17 protein-coding genes are annotated in these 19,071 nt (G+C 34.9%); 9 read left to right on the top strand and 8 right to left on the bottom strand.

The window, feature by feature from the left end; translation table 11 throughout:
- Positions 1–234 precede the first annotated feature (234 nt).
- The 8 genes from CGC52_RS10335 (at position 235) to CGC52_RS10300 (ending at position 7,513) form a co-directional block, all read left to right on the top strand.
- Complete coding sequence (locus CGC52_RS10335; RefSeq protein WP_042007921.1) at positions 235–1,059, top strand: purine-nucleoside phosphorylase; 825 nt, start codon at positions 235–237, stop codon at positions 1,057–1,059.
- A gap of 128 nt (positions 1,060–1,187) precedes the next feature.
- Positions 1,188–2,594, top strand: a complete 1,407-nt coding sequence (locus tag CGC52_RS10330) for a thioredoxin-like domain-containing protein (protein ID WP_232751813.1) — start codon at positions 1,188–1,190, stop codon at positions 2,592–2,594.
- Positions 2,595–2,657: 63 nt separating this feature from the next.
- Positions 2,658–3,086 carry a DUF2147 domain-containing protein gene (locus tag CGC52_RS10325; protein WP_042346097.1) on the top strand — a complete coding sequence of 143 codons (429 nt, stop codon included), beginning with the start codon at positions 2,658–2,660 and terminating at the stop codon, positions 3,084–3,086.
- A 6-nt stretch (positions 3,087–3,092) separates the two neighbouring features.
- Positions 3,093–4,194 (top strand): peptide chain release factor 2 gene (gene prfB, locus CGC52_RS10320; RefSeq protein WP_095894316.1). Its coding sequence is split into 2 segments (ribosomal slippage): positions 3,093–3,155 and positions 3,157–4,194, totalling 1,101 coding nucleotides; the frame shifts between segments, so codons are not numbered across the junction.
- Between the two features lie 190 nt (positions 4,195–4,384).
- A complete protein-coding gene (locus CGC52_RS10315; protein WP_042007927.1) occupies positions 4,385–4,801 on the top strand; it encodes a DUF2750 domain-containing protein in 417 nt (138 codons plus the stop codon).
- Between the two features lie 151 nt (positions 4,802–4,952).
- Positions 4,953–5,831, top strand: coding sequence for a bifunctional methylenetetrahydrofolate dehydrogenase/methenyltetrahydrofolate cyclohydrolase FolD (folD, locus tag CGC52_RS10310; RefSeq protein WP_042346091.1), 879 nt, complete (start codon positions 4,953–4,955; stop codon positions 5,829–5,831).
- Between the two features lie 11 nt (positions 5,832–5,842).
- Positions 5,843–6,355 (top strand): hypothetical protein, encoded by a 513-nt coding sequence (locus tag CGC52_RS10305; RefSeq protein ID WP_042007930.1) that lies wholly within the window; start codon positions 5,843–5,845, stop codon positions 6,353–6,355.
- A 99-nt stretch (positions 6,356–6,454) separates the two neighbouring features.
- Positions 6,455–7,513: a nucleoid-associated protein gene (locus CGC52_RS10300; protein ID WP_042344711.1), complete on the top strand. Its 1,059-nt coding sequence runs from the start codon at positions 6,455–6,457 to the stop codon at positions 7,511–7,513.
- 103 nt (positions 7,514–7,616) lie between these two features.
- Here CGC52_RS10300 and CGC52_RS10295 read toward each other — a convergent pair whose 3' ends face one another.
- From CGC52_RS10295 to CGC52_RS10260, 8 genes are all read right to left on the bottom strand, one after another.
- The gene (locus CGC52_RS10295; RefSeq protein ID WP_095893403.1) at positions 7,617–8,819 is read right to left on the bottom strand and encodes an IS256 family transposase; all 1,203 of its coding nucleotides are present in this window, start codon (positions 8,817–8,819) and stop codon (positions 7,617–7,619) included.
- A 136-nt stretch (positions 8,820–8,955) separates the two neighbouring features.
- Positions 8,956–9,639, bottom strand: a complete 684-nt coding sequence (locus tag CGC52_RS10290; protein ID WP_095894315.1) for a hypothetical protein — start codon at positions 9,637–9,639, stop codon at positions 8,956–8,958.
- Between the two features lie 84 nt (positions 9,640–9,723).
- On the bottom strand, positions 9,724–10,587 hold the full coding sequence (locus CGC52_RS10285; protein ID WP_042007932.1) for an RNA polymerase sigma factor RpoD/SigA: 864 nt from the start codon (positions 10,585–10,587) through the stop codon (positions 9,724–9,726).
- 112 nt (positions 10,588–10,699) lie between these two features.
- Positions 10,700–11,335 (bottom strand): viroplasmin family protein, encoded by a 636-nt coding sequence (locus tag CGC52_RS10280; protein WP_042344712.1) that lies wholly within the window; start codon positions 11,333–11,335, stop codon positions 10,700–10,702.
- Between the two features lie 31 nt (positions 11,336–11,366).
- On the bottom strand, positions 11,367–12,077 hold the full coding sequence (locus CGC52_RS10275) for a class I SAM-dependent methyltransferase (RefSeq protein ID WP_095894516.1): 711 nt from the start codon (positions 12,075–12,077) through the stop codon (positions 11,367–11,369).
- Positions 12,078–12,177: 100 nt separating this feature from the next.
- Complete coding sequence (locus CGC52_RS10270; RefSeq protein ID WP_042346088.1) at positions 12,178–12,846, bottom strand: DUF2461 domain-containing protein; 669 nt, start codon at positions 12,844–12,846, stop codon at positions 12,178–12,180.
- Positions 12,847–12,927: 81 nt separating this feature from the next.
- Positions 12,928–15,669, bottom strand: a complete 2,742-nt coding sequence (locus tag CGC52_RS10265; RefSeq protein WP_095894314.1) for a PD-(D/E)XK nuclease family protein — start codon at positions 15,667–15,669, stop codon at positions 12,928–12,930.
- A 52-nt stretch (positions 15,670–15,721) separates the two neighbouring features.
- Positions 15,722–16,684, bottom strand: coding sequence for an SIS domain-containing protein (locus tag CGC52_RS10260; RefSeq protein ID WP_042344724.1), 963 nt, complete (start codon positions 16,682–16,684; stop codon positions 15,722–15,724).
- Positions 16,685–16,770: 86 nt separating this feature from the next.
- Here CGC52_RS10260 and recQ point away from each other — a divergent pair, with 86 nt between their 5' ends.
- Positions 16,771–18,960 carry a DNA helicase RecQ gene (gene recQ, locus CGC52_RS10255; RefSeq protein WP_095894313.1) on the top strand — a complete coding sequence of 730 codons (2,190 nt, stop codon included), beginning with the start codon at positions 16,771–16,773 and terminating at the stop codon, positions 18,958–18,960.
- Positions 18,961–19,071 lie beyond the last annotated feature (111 nt).

Below are 19,071 nucleotides of genomic sequence, written 5' to 3'. Positions count from 1 at the left end.
TTCTTCACCATCTTATATTTCTAATAAAAATTTCACTCTTTTACTTTCCTGAATACTACAGCTTTATCCTTGTGGTACTTCTGTAGGAATGTGATGAAACACACAAAGAAACAAACAATATGACTGATACAATTCCTAGCGAATTTTCAAGCAAAAATTTGAGATAGTTGTATCAAATTTATTTGTTTAAATGCTTATTTTTTAGTATATTTGCCAATAAAAGATTAATTTACTATGGATATTTACGAAAAAATAAATGAAACGGCGCGTATCATTCAATCGTATATTTCGGAACATACGCCTGAGTTTGCGATTATTTTAGGATCTGGTCTGAGCCGTTTGGAAAACGAAGTGGAGGTGATTTCTGAAATCAAATATTCAAACATTCCGAATTTTCCAAAATCAACAGTAAGTGGGCATAAAGGTAAGCTCATTTACGGGAAAATAGAAGGACGCTATGTTTTGATGATGGCAGGCAGAGCTCACTACTACGAGGGCTATTCGATGCAAGAGGTAACTTTCCCTATTCGAATTTTTAAGCAGTTAGGAATTAATCGGCTTATTGTATCGAATGCATCGGGAGGGGTGAATCCTAATTTTGAGATTGGCGATGTGATGATTATTCGCGATCACATTAACATGTTCCCCGAACATCCGTTACGAGGCAAGAACTTGGATCAGTTTGGAACACGTTTCCCTGATATGAGTAAACCATACTCGTCCGCAATGATTACCGAATTAGAGAATATAGCCAAAGAAAACAACATCAAGGTTCAAAAAGGAGTGTATGTTGGTTTGCAAGGTCCTTCTTTTGAAACACCTGCTGAATACGGTATGGTACGTATCTTAGGAGGCGACGCCGTTGGAATGAGTACGGTACCTGAAGTTATTGTAGCTCGACATCAGAACATGGAAGTGTGTGCACTTTCTGTAATCACTGATTTGGGAGGGCCAGAAATAGCTCCAAACGTGTCGCATGAGGAAGTTCTAAATGCTGCAAACAAAGCAATGCCAAACGTAATTTTATTGGTGAAAAACCTTATAAAACGATACCGATAATCAGAGAATTTGCCTGAGAAAGCTGTCTGAATAATGTTTTCAGACAGCTTTTTTGTTTTAACTACTTCTTAACAGAGTTCTATTTTATTTTTCTTACCTTTGCCTCAGAGATGATGATAAATGTGGTGATGAATCGAATAATATACTTTCTTTTTTTGATACTTTTGGTATCTTGTCATAACACTGAAGAACAACAACTAACCTACATAAAAGGCTTCTTACCTAACACTAAAGAAAAGGTGGTTGTTCTCTATGAAAATGACAAAGCTATTGACTCCATAACGCTTGATGAAAACAAAAAGTTTTTACTTGAAATGGATATTAAGGAAAAAACTTTGTACAATATTGAAATAGATCATCAGTATGTTTATGTCTACGTAGAACCTAAAGATAGCTTAGTTTTTACGGGAAATATTTCTAACCTATCTGAAAGCTTATCCTTTTCAGGAAAAGGTGCTAATATCAATAATTTTATGCTTTCTCAATGGATTGAGAATGAAAAGGTAACTGCTTTTATCAAAAGAAATAATGCTCTTGAACCAATCGAATTTAAGAAAAAAATAGATTCTATCTACGAACAAAAACTGCAACATTATCAACTTTTTGTAGAAGAAAACCCTTCATTGTCTGAAAATGCAAAAAAAATTGCATTGGTAAGTGCTACTTATCCTTTATTTCGTGAAGTGGAATCTTATCCTTTTATCTATCAACGAAATAGCAATAACTCGGTAGCAAACTCATTGCCCAAAGATTTTTACAATCACCGCGATTTTATTGAGTTTGACAACAGCTCATTGGAATATTACCGTCCCTATTACAGCTACATGGTGATGTTAATCAACAATTTAACTTTTAAAAAATACAATCTAACACACAACGCTCCCGATATTAACAAAGACGAAGAGTTTCACTTGAAAAAAATACAAATCATAGACAGTCTTTTCCCTTCAGGAATGATGCGCGATAATCTGTACAGAAATGCCGCGTATGCTTATATTTTTAACATACAGAATAAACAGGATTGTCAATGCTATATGGAGGAATTTTACAAATACAATGAAAAAAACATTCATAAAGCAGAGTTAGAACAAGTGTTCATCCGAACAATTGATCTACAAAAAGGACGCACTCCACCTGAATTTGAAATCATCGACTTAGACGGAAATTACTACAAATTATCAAATATTGTTCGACCTAAAGTGACCGTCGTTTATTTCTGGTCTGTAAACCAAAGAGAAATGTCAAACCTTATTTTCAACAGAATTTTACAATTGAAGGAATTATTCCCCAATGTGGAATTTATCGGCATTGATGTTGGACAAAATGTTTCTGAATGGTGTAATACGGTATTCACATCTTCAAATCGATTAGTAGGACAGCAATTCCATTCTACAAACTTCGATGATTTATCTCGAAAATTATTAATAAACAATATTAGTAAAACACTGATAATTAGTGAGGATTACAGCATCATATCTGCTTTCGAAAACATATTCAGTCCAAACGTGGAGCGATTTTTAGTCTTAGGAGAGTAAATCTATTCCGTAAATACTATTTTTTTCATATATTTGTCCCAACAACTAAAAACACAATTGTATATGAAACGAATAGTATTTTCTTTTGTAGTTGTTTTATTACATACGGTAATGCTTCAAGCGCAAAGCATTATGGGCAAGTGGAAAACAATTGATGATGAAACAGGAAATGAAAAGTCAATTGTTGAAATATTCGAGGAAAACGGAAAAGTTTACGGAAAAATTATTGAACTTTTCGAAGAGAAAAACAAAAATGCAATTTGTTCCAACTGTTCAGGTATCAATAAAAATAAACCTTATTTGGGATTGATTATTATCAATGACCTAAAAAAAGATGGTAATGAGTGGAATGGAGGAACTATTCTGGATCCAAAAACAGGTAAAGAATATAAATGCTTAATTGCATTAGAAAGTACTAACAAACTGAAAGTTAGGGGATATGTTGGCTTTTCCCTGATAGGAAGAACCCAATATTGGCAACGTATAAAATAAAGAATAATGACAAATACAGAACAAGTTAAGGATTTAGTGAATCGCCTGGGTGCGTTAAGGAGGTATCTTTGACGTAGATGGTAAACGCATCGAAATTGCGAATGAAGAAGAGAAAACATTCGCCCCAAATTTTTGGGACAACCCAAAGGAAGCTGAAAAAATAATCAAAGAACTTCGATCTAAAAAAAAATGGGTAGAGGATTATGAGGAGTCAGAATCATTAACCTCCGAGTTGGAGATTCTCTTAGAATTTCAAAAAGAAGGAATTGCCTCTGCTGATGAAGTAGATGAGCAGTACGCTAAAGCGCTACATCATATTGAAAATTTGGAATTCCGGAATATGCTTTCTGATGAAGGTGACTCCATGAGTGCGGTTTTGCAAATCACTGCAGGAGCTGGAGGTACAGAGAGTTGTGACTGGGCTTCAATGCTATTGCGCATGTACACAATGTGGTGTAACAATCAGAAATACAGCGTAAAAACTTTAAACTTTCAAGAAGGGGATGTCGCTGGAATTAAAACAGTTACCATTGAAATTGAGGGAGAGTATGCTTTTGGGTATTTAAAAGGAGAAAATGGTGTACATCGATTGGTGCGTATTTCCCCTTTTGATAGCAATGCAAAACGACACACTTCGTTTGCTTCGGTATATGTGTATCCATTGGCAGATGATACTATCGAAATAGAAATAAACCCTTCGGATATAAGTTTTGAGACAATGCGTTCGAGTGGAGCTGGTGGACAAAATGTGAACAAAGTAGAAACCGCTGTTCGATTGCGACACCATCCCACTGGAATTATCATTGAAAATTCCGAAACGCGCAGTCAATTGGACAATAAAAACAAAGCTTTACAACTCTTAAAATCACAGCTTTACGAAATTGAATTAAAAAAACGCCAAGCAAAACGTGATGAAATCGAAGCTGGAAAAATGAAAATCGAATGGGGATCACAAATACGAAACTATGTGATGCACCCTTACAAATTAATAAAGGACGTACGCACTGCTCATGAGTCTACGGATGTTGATAGTGTCATGAATGGAGAAATAGACGCTTTTTTAAAGGCTTATTTGATGTTGATGGGACAATCGGAAGAATCTAATTAGTTAGCGACGGAGTTAATTTGTATGTATTCTGAAAAATATCAAAGAGTTTTATTAAAAGAGAACTCTTGTAAATACAAACTACAGGAGAAGAAATAGAACTGAAAATGAGGTTACATTCTGTAATTTATCTAAAAAATCAATTGTAAAAAAGTTTTAGAACTTGAAAGTTTTTAAAAATTAGAACAAAAGAATGTATAAAAATTTTATAGAACAAATCGTTAAAAATCAAGTCGTTTTCGCCTTAAAGAACAAAAAAGAGGTTGCTGTATGTCCCTCTGCGGAGTTTTTTGTTGAGGAAACGGGTGAGGCGATTGCTGTTTTCCCATTTTGGTCAGAAGAAACGATGGCTAAAAGTTGTCAAGAAGACGAATGGAGCGATTATCAAATAGAAAAAATTAAACTATCCGAATTCATGGAATTTTGGTGTTTGGGAATGTATGAAGATAGCGTTGCTGTAGGGATTAATTTTGACGCTAATTTGTCTGGAGCCGAAGAAACCCCAGACCAATTATTAAAGGACATTATCAAAGAGATAGAAAGAACGAATACACAAATAAAATTTCAAAATTTTGTATCGTTAAACCAATTACGAAATTTTTTCTTATAGTACAAAAAATAGCGATTTATATCAATATAAAAACAAAAAGGTTGTACGAAAAGTTGAATACTTATTAGTTTGAACCTACAAAAATCTTGAAGTAATTCATAGATTTACACATGTTCCTTTCGTACACTTACTATACCAAATATACAATGTTATGAAATTATTAGACGGAAAAAAAACATCAGAACAAATCAAGCAAGAAATTGCTGAAGAAGTAAAACAAATCAAAGCTAAAGGTGGTAAAGTTCCTCATTTAGCAGCGATTTTGGTAGGCAACGATGGTGCGAGTTTAACGTATGTTGGAAGCAAAGTTAAAGCTTGTGAGCAAGTCGGTTTTGAATCTACTCTAATAACCCTTCCTGCAGAAATCACTGAGGTGGAGTTATTACAAAAAATCAACGAATTAAACAAAAATCCTGAAATTGACGGATATATCGTTCAGTTACCATTACCGAAACACATCGACAGTCAAAAAATATTGTTAGCCGTTGACCCTGAGAAAGATGTTGATGGATTTCACCCTGCAAACTTCGGAAAAATAGCTTTAGATATGGAGGCTTTCATCCCTGCGACACCTTTTGGAATTATGGAACTACTCAAACGCTACAACGTAGAAACCAAAGGAAAGCATGTGGTAGTGGTTGGACGTTCACACATTGTTGGTCGTCCAATGAGTATTTTGCTTAGTCAAAAAGGAAATCCAGGAAATGCAACTGTTACTCTAACGCATAGTTATACTCCTAATATCAAGGAAATTACAAAACAAGCTGACATTATTGTAATGGCATTAGGCATTCCTGAATTTTTAAAAGGAGATATGGTTAAAGAGGGCGTAACTGTTATTGATGTAGGAATTACTCGCCTTGAAGATGCAAACGCTCCAAAAGGGTATCGTATTGTAGGAGACGTTGATTTTCAACAAGTTAAAGACAAGGCGGACTACATTACCCCAGTTCCAGGAGGTGTAGGCCCAATGACAATTGCTATGTTATTGAAAAACACGCTTTTAGCAAGAAAATGGAAGGATAAATAATTAATAAACGAATGATATATAAATTTAGAATTATACTTGATGTAAAAGAAGATGTTTTTCGAGACATCGCCATTGAAGGAGATGCCACACTGGAGGATCTTCACAACATTATCGTGCAGTCTTTTGGATTTGCAGGAGATGAGATGGCTTCGTTTTACTTGACTGATGAGGACTGGAATCAAGGTGAAGAAATTACTCTTTTTGACCTTTCAGAAAGCGGAGAAATTCGTCTGATGGAGGAAACCTCTATTGATTCTGTAGTGAGCGAAGAAGAACCTAAGTTACTCTATGTATATGACTTTTTCTCAATGTGGACATTCTTCGTAGAACTGGTTGAAATTGCGGATGAGTATGAAAATGGAGTGTCATATCCTGCATTGCTTTTCTCTCATGGAACAATTCCTGCAGAAGCTCCTGAAAAATTATTTGAAGCTGAGAATTTTAATGAATTCGATGATGAATTCAACGATTTTGATATGGATGAGGAGGATTATGAAAACTTCAGAGAGGAAGATTATTATTGATCATTGCTTCTAAACTAAAAAATAAAGCAATATTTAGCTATTTTATAACCAAATATTAATCAAAAAATCTGTTTTGTTTCAGAAAAGTATTAAAAATTTATGCTAAATCTTTACACCACTCACATTGACAGCCTTTCTATACATCGCGTTGGAAATCAAAGCAAAAATGAACCGCTATTTTTATCGGAACAACCTTATTCATTGAATGACGAAATCATCGGGTTATTAAAGGAATATTTTTTCAAGCCTTTCCGTGAGAAAGAGGAAAATTACTTCCGATTTTCACATGAAGCGGACGTGGAATTTAATGAATTGTTCCAACTTGTATCCAAAATTTTTGACAATGAAAATACAATACACCAAGTATCTAAAGAGATAGCTCAGCATTTATACAGACAATCAAGTCATCCGCATATTAAAAGCGGTGAGTTGTATGTATCTTTACTACATGACATCTATCTGGATAACCAAAAGGTAACCGCTGTTGGGATTTTCAAATCGGAGATGAAACATAGCTTTTTACAGTTTGAAGAAAATCAGAACCAATTGGATATTATTATCCAAGAGGGGGTAAATATCCACAAGTTGGATAAAGGTTGTATCATTTTCAACGTCAACAAAGAGGAAGGATATAAGGTACTTTCGGTGGATAGCAATCGTTATGACACCAAGTATTGGCTGGAAAATTTCTTAGGGGTAGATGCTCTTATCGATGAAAATTTTTACACCAAAAAATATTTGAAATTCAGCCAAGATTTTGCTAAAGATGTAATACTACCTGCCGAAGACAAGCAACAAGAGGTACTTTTCATGAATAGAGCCATCAACTATTTCGCAAAAAATGACGAGTTTGAAGAAACTGCTTTTATGAACGAAGTTCTTGACAATCCTGAGTTTATACCCGAATTTAAACATTATAAGGTGGAAAAAGGACCAAAATACAATATCGAAGACGTATCCAACTTTCCTATTGCGAATAAAGCCGTTACAGAAGCACGGAAAAAAATTAAAAACGTAATTGATCTGGATACCAACATTCAAATTCGTATGGATTTTGTGAATCCTGAATCGGCTGAAAGGTTTATCGAAAAGGGCTGGGACGAGGAAAAACAGATGTATTACTATTTGGTTTATTTTAATAAGGAGCAGAAAAATTAATTACAAACAAAGGTTATACGAGAATTCTGTATAACCTTTGTTTAATTTCATAAAATGACACTATCCCTCTAAGTGTGTAAGTTAAAAAGTTGGGGTTAAGTTTTTATAGTTTGAGTCTTTGTGCAAATATAAGCATAAATTGGTTTAAGACAATCCCCCAATTTTGGATAGGCATACTCCACTTTTTGGTAGCTTCTCTCAAAGCCAAGAAAACGGACTTTTGCACAGCTTCGTCTGTTGGGAAAGACAGCTTGTTTTTGGTGTATTTCCGAATCTTACCATTCAGATTCTCAATAAGATTGGTTGTGTAAATAATTTTTCTTATCTCTAACGGAAAATCGAAAAATACGGTCAATTCGTCCCAATTGTCATACCAAGATTTGATAGCATAGCCGTATTTTGACTCCCATTTTTGGGCAAAATCCTCCAAAGCAACCTTGGCAGCTTCCTTGTTAGGGGCAGTATAAATGTGTTTCATATCGGCTGTAAATTCTTTTCTGTCTTTGTAAACCACATACTTACAAGCATTCCTAATCTGATGAACCACACATATTTGCGTTTGTGATTGGGGAAAAACCGTGCGAATGGTTTGCGTAAATCCGTTTAAATTATCGGTGGCAGTAATGAGAATATCTTCCACTCCACGAGCCTTTAAATCAGTGAGAACGCTCATCCAAAAGGCGGAACTTTCATTCTTTCCGAGCCACATTCCTAAAACTTCCTTTTTTCCCTCTCGATTCAAGCCCACAGCAAGGTAAATGGTTTTGTTGACAACTTTTGAGTTCTCACGAACTTTAAAAACGATGCCGTCCATCCAAACAATCAGATACAGCTCGTCCAACGGGCGGTTCTGCCAAGCGACCATTTCATTGGTAACCGCATTGGTAATCCTTGATATTGTGGAAGTTGATACTTCAAAGCCGTACATTTCTTGGATTTGTTCTTCGATGTCGCTCACGCTCATTCCTTTGGCATAGAACGATACGATGATGTTTTCCAAACCATCGATAACGTTCTTGCGTTTAGGGACTAACATTGGGTTAAAACTACCGTCTCTATCCCTAGGAACTTGGATTTGTTCTTCGCCAAAGGAAGTTTTTATCTTCTTGGAAGTGTGTCCGTTACGATAATTTCCATCTTTAGTTTTGTCGTGTTTTTCGTTGTCCAAGTGAACCTCGAGTTCGGCATTGAGCATATGTTCCACCGCTTTTTTGTGGAGCTCTTTAAAGAAACCTGTCAAGTCCTCAGCAGTCTTAAATGACTTGTAAAATTCTTTGCTGTTGAGCAATTCTTCCTTGTTAATCATATCTGTTTAAATTATGGGTCAAAAATAGTTAAAAAGTTATTTCCGAAATTTTTTTTGAGCTTTTAAGGGCTCAAAAAATTTCAGAATAACTTTTCAACTTACACAGATTATGGGATACTCCTCATAAAATATTTTTTCAATCTGTTGATGAAGCAACAATGCCTATATAGATATTTTGAATTGGGTTGTAAACGGTATAAAAAAACGTTCCCCACCATTCTTTTCCTGCATCAAAAAAATTGGAAGTATCATCACTCCATTGATAAATTTCCAGTCTTTCTATATCTGTGAACAAAGTTTGACAGAAATCTAAAAAGTAACTTCCTTTCTCAAAAATATTTTTCCCTACTTGAAGAGAATGTGGCGGATTCAAAACCGCATAAGCAAAACCATCAGGTAAGTGAGTAAAAGTTTTAACGATATTTTCACTCGATTCTATAGTGTCATGAAAAAAATAATTATTTAAGAAATATTTTTGACCTCTTACAAGTAATTTTTGCGTGGTTATGTCATATTGCCATCCCATGAACTCAGCTGGAGTTATTGGGTTCCCTGAATGCTCAAGTCTTTGTAAATCAATCGTAATTTCAAAAAAATCAGAGCGTTGCCCTCCTTTTTCTAAAGCCTTTTTTTCGTAATACACATCTGATTCTTTCTTAACTTCCAAAAGAGTATGCCGAGCTACTTCCAAATGTTTTTTGTATTTCGAATAAGTAGGCATATCCACCAAAAAGATCTTGCTGATCACTACCCCAACAGTTTGTAAGTGTTTTGTTTTCTGAGTCAAAATAGAATCCGTTATAAGTTGAATATCTGCCATCCATTATTTTCTTTTTTATTAATTTTGAGGAAAATAAAAAACCAAGTAGATATGTATTTCATTACTTGGCTTTCTATTGTTTTATTATCCTAAATATGTTTTTAATATTTTACTTCTTGAAGTATGTTTGAGTCGCCGTATAGCTTTTTCTTTAATTTGTCGTACACGTTCTCGGGTAAGTTCAAAGGTTTCACCAATTTCTTCCAAAGTCATTGCATGTTGGTCTCCCAAACCAAAATAAAGACGAATAACATCTGCCTCACGAGGTGTCAATGTTTCCAATGCGCGTTCAATTTCGGTACGTAACGAATCTAAAATAAGCTCTCTGTCTGGATTTGGTGACTCATTGCTTCGCAATACATCGTACAAATTTGAGTCCTCCCCTTCAACCAAAGGAGCATCCATAGAAATGTGGCGACCTGCATTTTTCATTGATTCTTTCACATCATTCACCGACATATCCAATTCTTTGGCAATTTCCTCAGCCGATGGCACTCGCTCATGAGCTTGTTCCAAATAGGCATACATCTTATTGATTTTATTTATAGACCCTATCTTGTTCAACGGTAATCGAACGATTCTGGACTGCTCTGCCAAGGCTTGTAATATAGATTGACGAATCCACCAAACGGCATAGGAAATAAATTTAAAACCACGTGTTTCATCAAAACGTTGCGCCGCTTTAATGAGTCCCAAATTCCCTTCGTTAATCAAATCAGGAAGTGTAAGCCCTTGATTTTGATATTGTTTAGCTACAGAAACAACAAAACGCAAGTTTGCTTTGGTCAGTTTCTCCAAAGCAATTGTATCGCCTGCTTTAATGCGTTGTGCCAACTCTACTTCTTCATCGGCTGTAATCAAATCTACTTTTCCAATTTCTTGAAGATATTTATCAAGAGAGGCTGTCTCCCTATTGGTTACCTGCTTGGTGATTTTTAACTGTCTCATTCTGATTAAGGTTTAAAAAACATATCCATTTACTTCGTTATACGTAACTTTCTTTAAATAAGTTACAAAAAAAATAAACTTTAACTAACTTTAACTTTCGTACACTCCTACCCTAACCTTTTCTTCCAAAATCAGCAGGAATTTCTCCCCAAAATTTAGTTTCCCATTTCAGGATAGGATTTAGATAGGTATTTTGTTCCAACCAACATTCGGCTCGATCAATAAGTTCAAAAATCTTTTCATTTTTTGGAGTTTCTTTGAGTTTTGTTTTACATTTTTTTTGGTGAATCCATTTAATTGCTATCTGACTATCAGTGTAGATAGGCATTGTTTGATTATTTTTCTTCATCAATGCCAATGCGTGAACTATAGCGAGGAATTCTCCAATATTGTTAGTTCCGTCTTCCATTGGTGGCAATCTAAAAATTTCTTCTTTTGTAGCTGTATGAACTCCTCGGTATTCCATCACTCCTGGATTGCCACTACAGGCAGCATCCACTGAAATGGAAGGAAGTTTCGGCTTTCCAACATTTGCCATCGCTACTTGGGATACAGTTGATTTTGCCAATGTACTTTTCTTATACACTTGATACCCCATAAGAAAGGCTTGTTGAGCTAACTCTTTGGTTACAAATCCTTTATATTTAGCTTTTGGATAGTTCTCTACTGCTTTTTTACATTTATCCCATGAAGAAAAAATACCCTTCTCTCTACCTTCCCAAACTACATAAAATTTATTTTTCGACATATTACTTCTCTCTTAAATCTCAGTGTATGAATCATAATTTCCTACAAATTGGTAATATTTCATCTTTCACAATGCGATATTTTTCAATTTCGGACATACTCAATCGTTGGGCGTATCTATTTTCCTCAACCTGAAAACCAATTTTTCGCAACGTATCAAAATAATCCATGCCATAGATTCGAACATGGTCATACTGCCCAAAAATACGTGTACGTTCAACAGGATCCGTAATGCTATCATCCTGAAATGTAAGAGTTCTGTTTACATCCAACGGAATCTGAAAAATTCCCATTCCCCCTTTTTTCATTATTCTAAACAATTCATTCATAGCCTTTATGTCATCAGGAATATGCTCCAAAACATGATTACACAAAACCAAATCAAACGAATTGTCTTCAAAAGGTAAATTGCATAAATCTGCTTTCACATCAGCAAGAGGCGAGTACAAATCAGTAGTTACATAATCCCAATGTGGATTTTTTTTAAATCGTCTATAAAAAGCTTGTTCAGGAGCTACATGCAAAACTCTGATTTTCTGCTCTAAAAGATTTGTTTCATTGGTCAAATAGAGCCACAACAACCGATGTCGCTCCAATGAAAGTGTTGATGGCGAGAGCACATTAGGTCGCTGAACGCCGTAACCATAAGGTAAAAATTTACGAAATCTTTTACCGTCGATAGGATCTTTGTACCGATTGCCTCGATACCATAAACTCAAAAAAGGACGTACCCAATAACTCATTTTGATGAGCCACGGACGAGGAATTGTATTTAATATCCAAGAAATCAAAATAGTAGTTTTTTTAAATCTCTAACAAAATTATAAAAGACATTGGTTTTCACTATAAGATACTTTCTCCATTCAAATCAGTGGTTAACACTTCACTCATATAGTCAAACCACGGACGCATTGCCAAAAAAGTATCTATTACTTCGTTTAAAAAATATTCATTTTCAACATCTTCATCTGAAAAATTTCGTTTTACCACCCAATGTTTCATCCTAATAAGATCAATTGCTGGGAGGTCTTTCTCAAAACCTTTGGGAGCTGTTTTTAGAGTGTCAAAAGCTTGAATATTACCAAAATATTTTTGAAACTTCATGTCTGCTATTATTTCACGAATGGGTTGATCATCCATCTCAAATTCCTTACGAATGCGAAAAGTATCTTCTTTATTCGGATTCCAAAATCCACCTCCTACAAATGAGTTATTAGGCTCTATATGAATATAATAACCACCTCTAAGTTCAGGCTTTCTTCGAGTAAATGAAGCTCCAAAATTAGTTTTATAAGGTGATTTATCTTTTGAAAAACGTACATCTTTGTAAATTCGGAAAATATGCATATCCGTAATGTCATCATGCTGTCGCAATCGTTGTAAAATCTCTTGAAAAAAGATTTTATTATCCTTAGCAATAGCATCATATTCCGATTTATGTTCAGCAAACCACTCTCGATTGTTATTCCTTGATAAATCTTTTAAAAATTGTATTTTAACATTTTCATTCATTTAATTTTCAGTTTTTTATATTCTAATTTCATATGACCTACGATTGTATTTGCTACCAAACTGTAAAATTCAGCTTTTGCCCTACTCTTTTTCTGTAAAAGGAATTGATATATCGAAAATCTCAGCTAATAAAGCTTCTGTATATTCTTTGTAACTGTCTAATATAAAAGAGTTTATATTATAATCTTTCACATATGTTCTTCCTACTTTTTCTTTAGTATGGAACTTTATCAACCCCATATTGAGCCTCTTAAAAGAGATATTTCCTACAATCATACATTCCTGATAGCCAAAACGTTGCTGATACATGTATGCATAACTCAATAACTGAAATGCTTTGCTATACTTGAAATCAGTTACTAGCAAATGCCAATCAGCAATTCCTACAGCGTTTTCTTCTACTATACCTGTCTTATAATCAATAATATGCAACACGCCATCACGCATATCAATACGGTCAATAATTCCTTTTATATAAACAGGGAAAGGTAATTTATCACTCACAAAAGGCACTCTGATTTTTTCTTCCAAATGCAAAACAACCAATTCGGTACCTTTCTCAACTTCTTGCTGTTCAAGATCTAAAAACCGTTTCAAATAACTATGTATTACATTGAAAATCAATAAGTTTTTACCTAATTTAAAATCTTCATTTTTGTAATATTTAACGAATTTCTCTTCGATTAGAGCCTCCAATTTCGATTGCATTTCAATATAATGATGCTGTTTAAGAGGTGTATTTAAAAAAGGTTTGTACAGCGTTTCTAAAACTTCGTGAACAATATCCCCAAAAGTTCGAGCTTCGATAGTTTCTTCTACATCACGCTCTTCATAAACTTGCAGTACATTTTGTTGGTAAAATATTCGTGGGTTTAATATATAATTTGTTATAGCTGAAGGAGATAACCCTTTATCAGCCATTTCCCTCAACCGCTGAAAAACAGCTTCAGTTTTCGGTATCTGTAACATAGAACCTTTTGCGGGATACACCTCAGGAGCCTTCACCTGATATTGAATCCTGTGGTTAGGATTCCTTTCTGACAACAATTGCAGGATAAATCGGCTTTTTTCTTTACTTTTCAAACTACCATTTTCAGTGTCATAAATTAAATATATGTTTTTGGCACTCTGTAACATACGATAAAAATTATAACTATAAATAGCATCCTTATCTTTGTAGGTAGGCATCTCTAAATGAAATTTTACGTCATAAGGAATTAAGGAATTCCCACTCTTTCCCATTGGCATAACCCCTTCATTTACAGATGTTATTATAATATTATCGAAATCCAAACTACGACTTTCCAATACCCCCATCACTTGTAAACCTTCCAATGGTTCTCCTTCAAAATTTAAGGAACTTTTTTGCAATATGTCTAAATAGAAATGATACAAGGTTTTTACAGAATCTATATAGCCATATTTCCCTTGTAAAGTCTGTAACTGATTGAATAACTGATAAAAACGATAGGCGTATTCCAAACCAAGTATATTCTCATTCTTATCAGATTCTACAGCGTTCTTAATTCTGTATATTATATTTAAAGCACTGTTTATCAAATCAGTAACATAATCATCGGTTTTCTCTGGAAAAAGAACTTCCATAATTTCCTTGTCTTCATCAGGAGTGATTTCCATTAATTTTGCTTTCGACAAATATGTCAGATTTTTCTCCTTGATATGTTGAATAATTTGAGAAATTCCTTTGCCTGAAAACACTTCTTGAAGAAATGGTTGTGTAAATAGATGTAATACATCTTTGTAACGGTAACTTTTCGATAGGTGTAGCCTGAAAAAAGCGACAAACAAATCATTCAACGGTGTTTGTTGCAAGGGGTATCCCATCGTTACGTTCACTGGAATATCCGAACTAATAGACTGTAGTACAGGGATTAATAAATGTTCATCTCCAATGACTAAAGCTGTTCGTTCCATATTACTGTGAGGTATTTCTCGTAGCAATCCAGCTACCGTATGAGCCTGATTAACACTCTTAGGAACTCCTATAATTTCAATATTTTTAGACTCTTCATAACTGCTAGTGAGCCATTTAAACTCTTTCTTTCTTTGATTATAATACCTCCAGTTGTTCTTATATTTACGAATGAAATATCCTGCATCATGGTGAACATTATCCATGAAGTACTTGTCTATGTCCCAATATATCTCAGATTCGGTATCCATTAAAATGGATTGGACTACTTGCTGTTCTGCTTTTGAAAGAGCATTAAATCCAACGAAAATATGTATTTTATGGCTGTTTTCTTGTATGTATTTAGGTAATTTTTCGACTGCTTTTTTTGCAACAAAACCTGCATATCCGTGATTTCTATCGTTTAATTTTTCATTAAAAGCGAAATAATAATCGCCAAGTGTATTCCAAAAATCCAAATATTTTTGTTGCATTTCGGTTTGTTTTTCAAAACCAGACCAATGTTCTGCTTCTTTCAAAGCGTGAATATATGGGAAAATTTTCTCGGATTGTACCAAATAATGGTCAATATCACTAAAATCTTTCAATAGTGTTTGTCCCCACCCTATAAAGGTTTCAAAATCATCGGGAGTTGTTTGACAGGTATTTCGGTATGTTTCATAAAGCTCAAACAAAAGTTGCTGATTACCAACCTCTTGAACTCCTGAAATTTGCTGTAACAATTCAGCAATACTGATAAATTCTGGAGCTATTGAGACCTTTGTGGTTTGTTCAGCAAAATATTTTTTTAGAAATAATGCCGGACGCTTACCAGATGTGACGAAAATAATTCGCTCTATCACCATTGCATATTGCTCCAAAACATCAGTAATTACATTTTTTAAAAACATAGTTCCGTTGTAGTTAATTAAAATACATCAAAATAGTTCGAATTTATCAAACCTAAATGATTCCCTCTTGAATCAGATTATGTAAATGCACTACACCTATATATATATTACCTTCCGTAACTAACAATTGTGTGATTTTATTGGACTCCATAATCTCAAGAGCATCAATGGCTAAAGTATCAGCTTGAATTGTTTTTGGGTTCAAAGTCATGACATCCTGAGCTGTAAGTCCGCTTACCGTATCAGTTTTGCTGAGCATTCGGCGTATATCCCCATCAGTAACTATTCCCATAATTCGCTCATTTTCAACGACTGCAGTCACACCTAACATTTTTTCGGATATTTCAACAATCACTTTTTTGATGTCAGTAGTTGGTGACACCTGCGGTTTTTGATTGTTAACCACAATATCGGATACTTTCAAATAGAGTCGTTTGCCTAAAGCTCCACCAGGATGATATTTAGCGAAATCACTACTACCAAAGTTTTTCATTTTTAATAAACATACAGCCAAAGCATCTCCTAAAACCAATTGAGCAGTGGTACTAGTTGTAGGAGCCAAATTGTTCGGACACGCCTCTTTTTCAACATGAGCATACAAAATAGCATCTGCTTGTTGAGCTAAAATGGAAGTTTTATTTGAAGTAATCGCTATGAGTTTATTTTTCCCTCGCTTAAGCAAAGGTACAAGCACTTTGATTTCGGGTGTATTTCCACTTTTTGAAATACATATAACCACGTCATCCTCCTGAATGATTCCCAGGTCACCATGAATGGCATCGGCAGCATGCATGAATATGGCGGGAGTTCCTGTTGAGTTCATTGTTGCTACAATTTTACTGGCAATAATAGCACTTTTACCTATTCCTGTAACAACAACTCGTCCCTTTGATTTTAATATATAATCGACCGATTTTACAAAATTTTCATCTACAAAATCATATAATTTTAGAATAGATTTCGCTTCTTCTTCAATTGTTACTCGAGCGATTTCAATAATTTTATCTGTATCCATTAATTTTTTTCGTTTTTTTATTGTCAATTAAAAAAAAAGTTGTACTTTTATGTTTGCAAAGTTAGATAAAATATAGATACGATTAAATGGAATTAGCTAAAAATGATTTACAGAGTGCTCTAAAGCATTATTTTGGGTTTGATAGTTTTAAAGGACATCAACAAGAAATAATACAAAGTGTCATCAACAAAGAAAATACTTTCGTTATTATGCCCACCGGTGGTGGGAAATCTTTGTGTTATCAACTTCCTGCCTTGGTTTTAGAAGGTACAGCTATCGTAATTTCTCCTTTGATTGCATTGATGAAAAACCAAGTAGATGCCATTCGTGGAGTTTCGTCGACCGATAGTGTGGCTCACGTTCTAAATTCATCTTTAACAAAAGGCGAAATCCGAGAAGTTATGGACGACATCAGTAGCAAAAAAACTAAATTACTTTATGTTGCTCCAGAATCATTAATCAAAGACGAATATGCTAACTTCTTAAAAACCATACCAATATCTTTTGTTGCCGTGGACGAGGCTCATTGTATCTCAGAATGGGGACATGATTTCAGACCTGAATATAGAAACATACGAACCATCATTGACCGTTTAGGAAATGGCATCCCTGTAGTAGCTCTGACAGCCACCGCAACACCTAAAGTTCAGGAAGACATCTTGAAAAACTTGGGTATGTCCGAGGCAAATGTATTTAAATCATCGTTCAACCGACCTAATTTATATTACGAAGTACGTCCAAAAACCAAAAATGTGGACACTGACATTATCCGCTTTGTGAAACAAAACAGCAAAAAATCGGGAATTATTTACTGTTTGAGTAGAAAAAAAGTGGAAGAATTGGCTCAAATGCTACAAGTGAATGGTATCACCGCCGTTCCGTATCACGCAGGATTAGATGCCAAAACACGTGCCAAACATCAGGATATGTTTTTGATGGAAGAAGTGGAAGTGGTTGTCGCAACCATCGCTTTCGGTATGGGAATCGATAAACCTGATGTTCGTTTTGTGATTCACCATGACATTCCAAAAAGCATCGAAAGTTACTACCAAGAAACGGGACGTGCTGGACGTGATGGAGGCGAAGGACATTGCTTGGCTTTCTATTCCTATAAGGATGTTGAAAAATTAGAGAAATTCATGGTCGGCAAACCCATCGCTGAACAAGAAATTGGACAGGCTCTGCTGCAAGATATCGTTGCTTATGCCGAAACCTCAAGTTCAAGACGTAAATTCATACTCCATTATTTTGGGGAAGAATTTGACGAAGTAAATGGTGAAGGTGCTAATATGGATGATAACGTCCGCTATCCAAAGACTAAAATTGAGGCCAAAGATGATGTGGTTAAATTACTAAATGTTATCCTTTCTACCAAACAAAAATTCAAGGCTAAAGAATTGGTTAATGTCCTAGTTGGGAAAGTAAGCGCATTGATTAAATCTCATAAAATTGATGAACAGGCATTCTTTGGTATTGGAAAAGAAAAAGATGATCTCTACTGGATGGCTTTATTGCGACAGGTTATGGTTAATGGACTTATATACAAGGATATAGAAAGCTATGGAGTCATGTTTGTCACTGAAAAAGGAAAAGATTTTTTAAAAAACGTTCCTTCATTTATGATGACAGAAGACCATGTTTACGAGGAAGAACCTGAGGAAAATAACAATTCGAGTAGCGGAGTAGCTGACGAAGTGCTTCTGGGTATGCTCAAAGATTTGCGCAAGAAAGTAGCTAAGAAGAAAGGAGTACCTCCTTTTGTAGTATTCCAAGATCCTTCGTTAGAGGATATGGCGTTGAAATACCCTATCACAATTTCAGAACTTACTAACGTTCACGGTGTTGGAGATGGAAAAGCCAAAAAATACGGTGCTGAATTTGTAGAACTTATCGCCAGATATGTCAAAGATAACGACATCTTACGAGCTGATGACCTGATCGTTCGTACAACAGGATCCAATTCATCGCTAAAACTGTATATCATCCAAAATGTTGACCGAAAACTACCATTACCCGACATTGCAAAGGCAAAGGGCTTGGAGATGGACGAATTCCTGAAAGAATTAGAACAAATCGTTTACAGTGGCACGAAACTGGACATCAACTATTGGGTTGACGAAATCTTTGATGAAGAACAACAAGAAGAGTTGCACGACTATTTCATGGAGGCGGAATCGGATAAAATTTCGATCGCATCGAAAGAATTTGACGGTGATTATGAAGATGACGAACTACGAATCTATCGAATTAAATTTATTAGTGAAGTAGCCAATTAGTTCAGGCATGTGATTAACCCTCAATGTCGAATTACAAAAGCTATCATAAAGTTTTTTTGATGTAATTTTGCTAAAAGTTCCTGAAACTCGATATTTTTAAATTCAAATACA

The sequence above is a fragment of the Capnocytophaga sp. H2931 genome, from assembly GCF_002302535.1.
In the GTDB taxonomy this organism is placed as follows: Bacteria; Bacteroidota; Bacteroidia; order Flavobacteriales; family Flavobacteriaceae; genus Capnocytophaga; species Capnocytophaga canis.
This window is presented reverse-complemented; position numbering and strand designations above follow the sequence as displayed.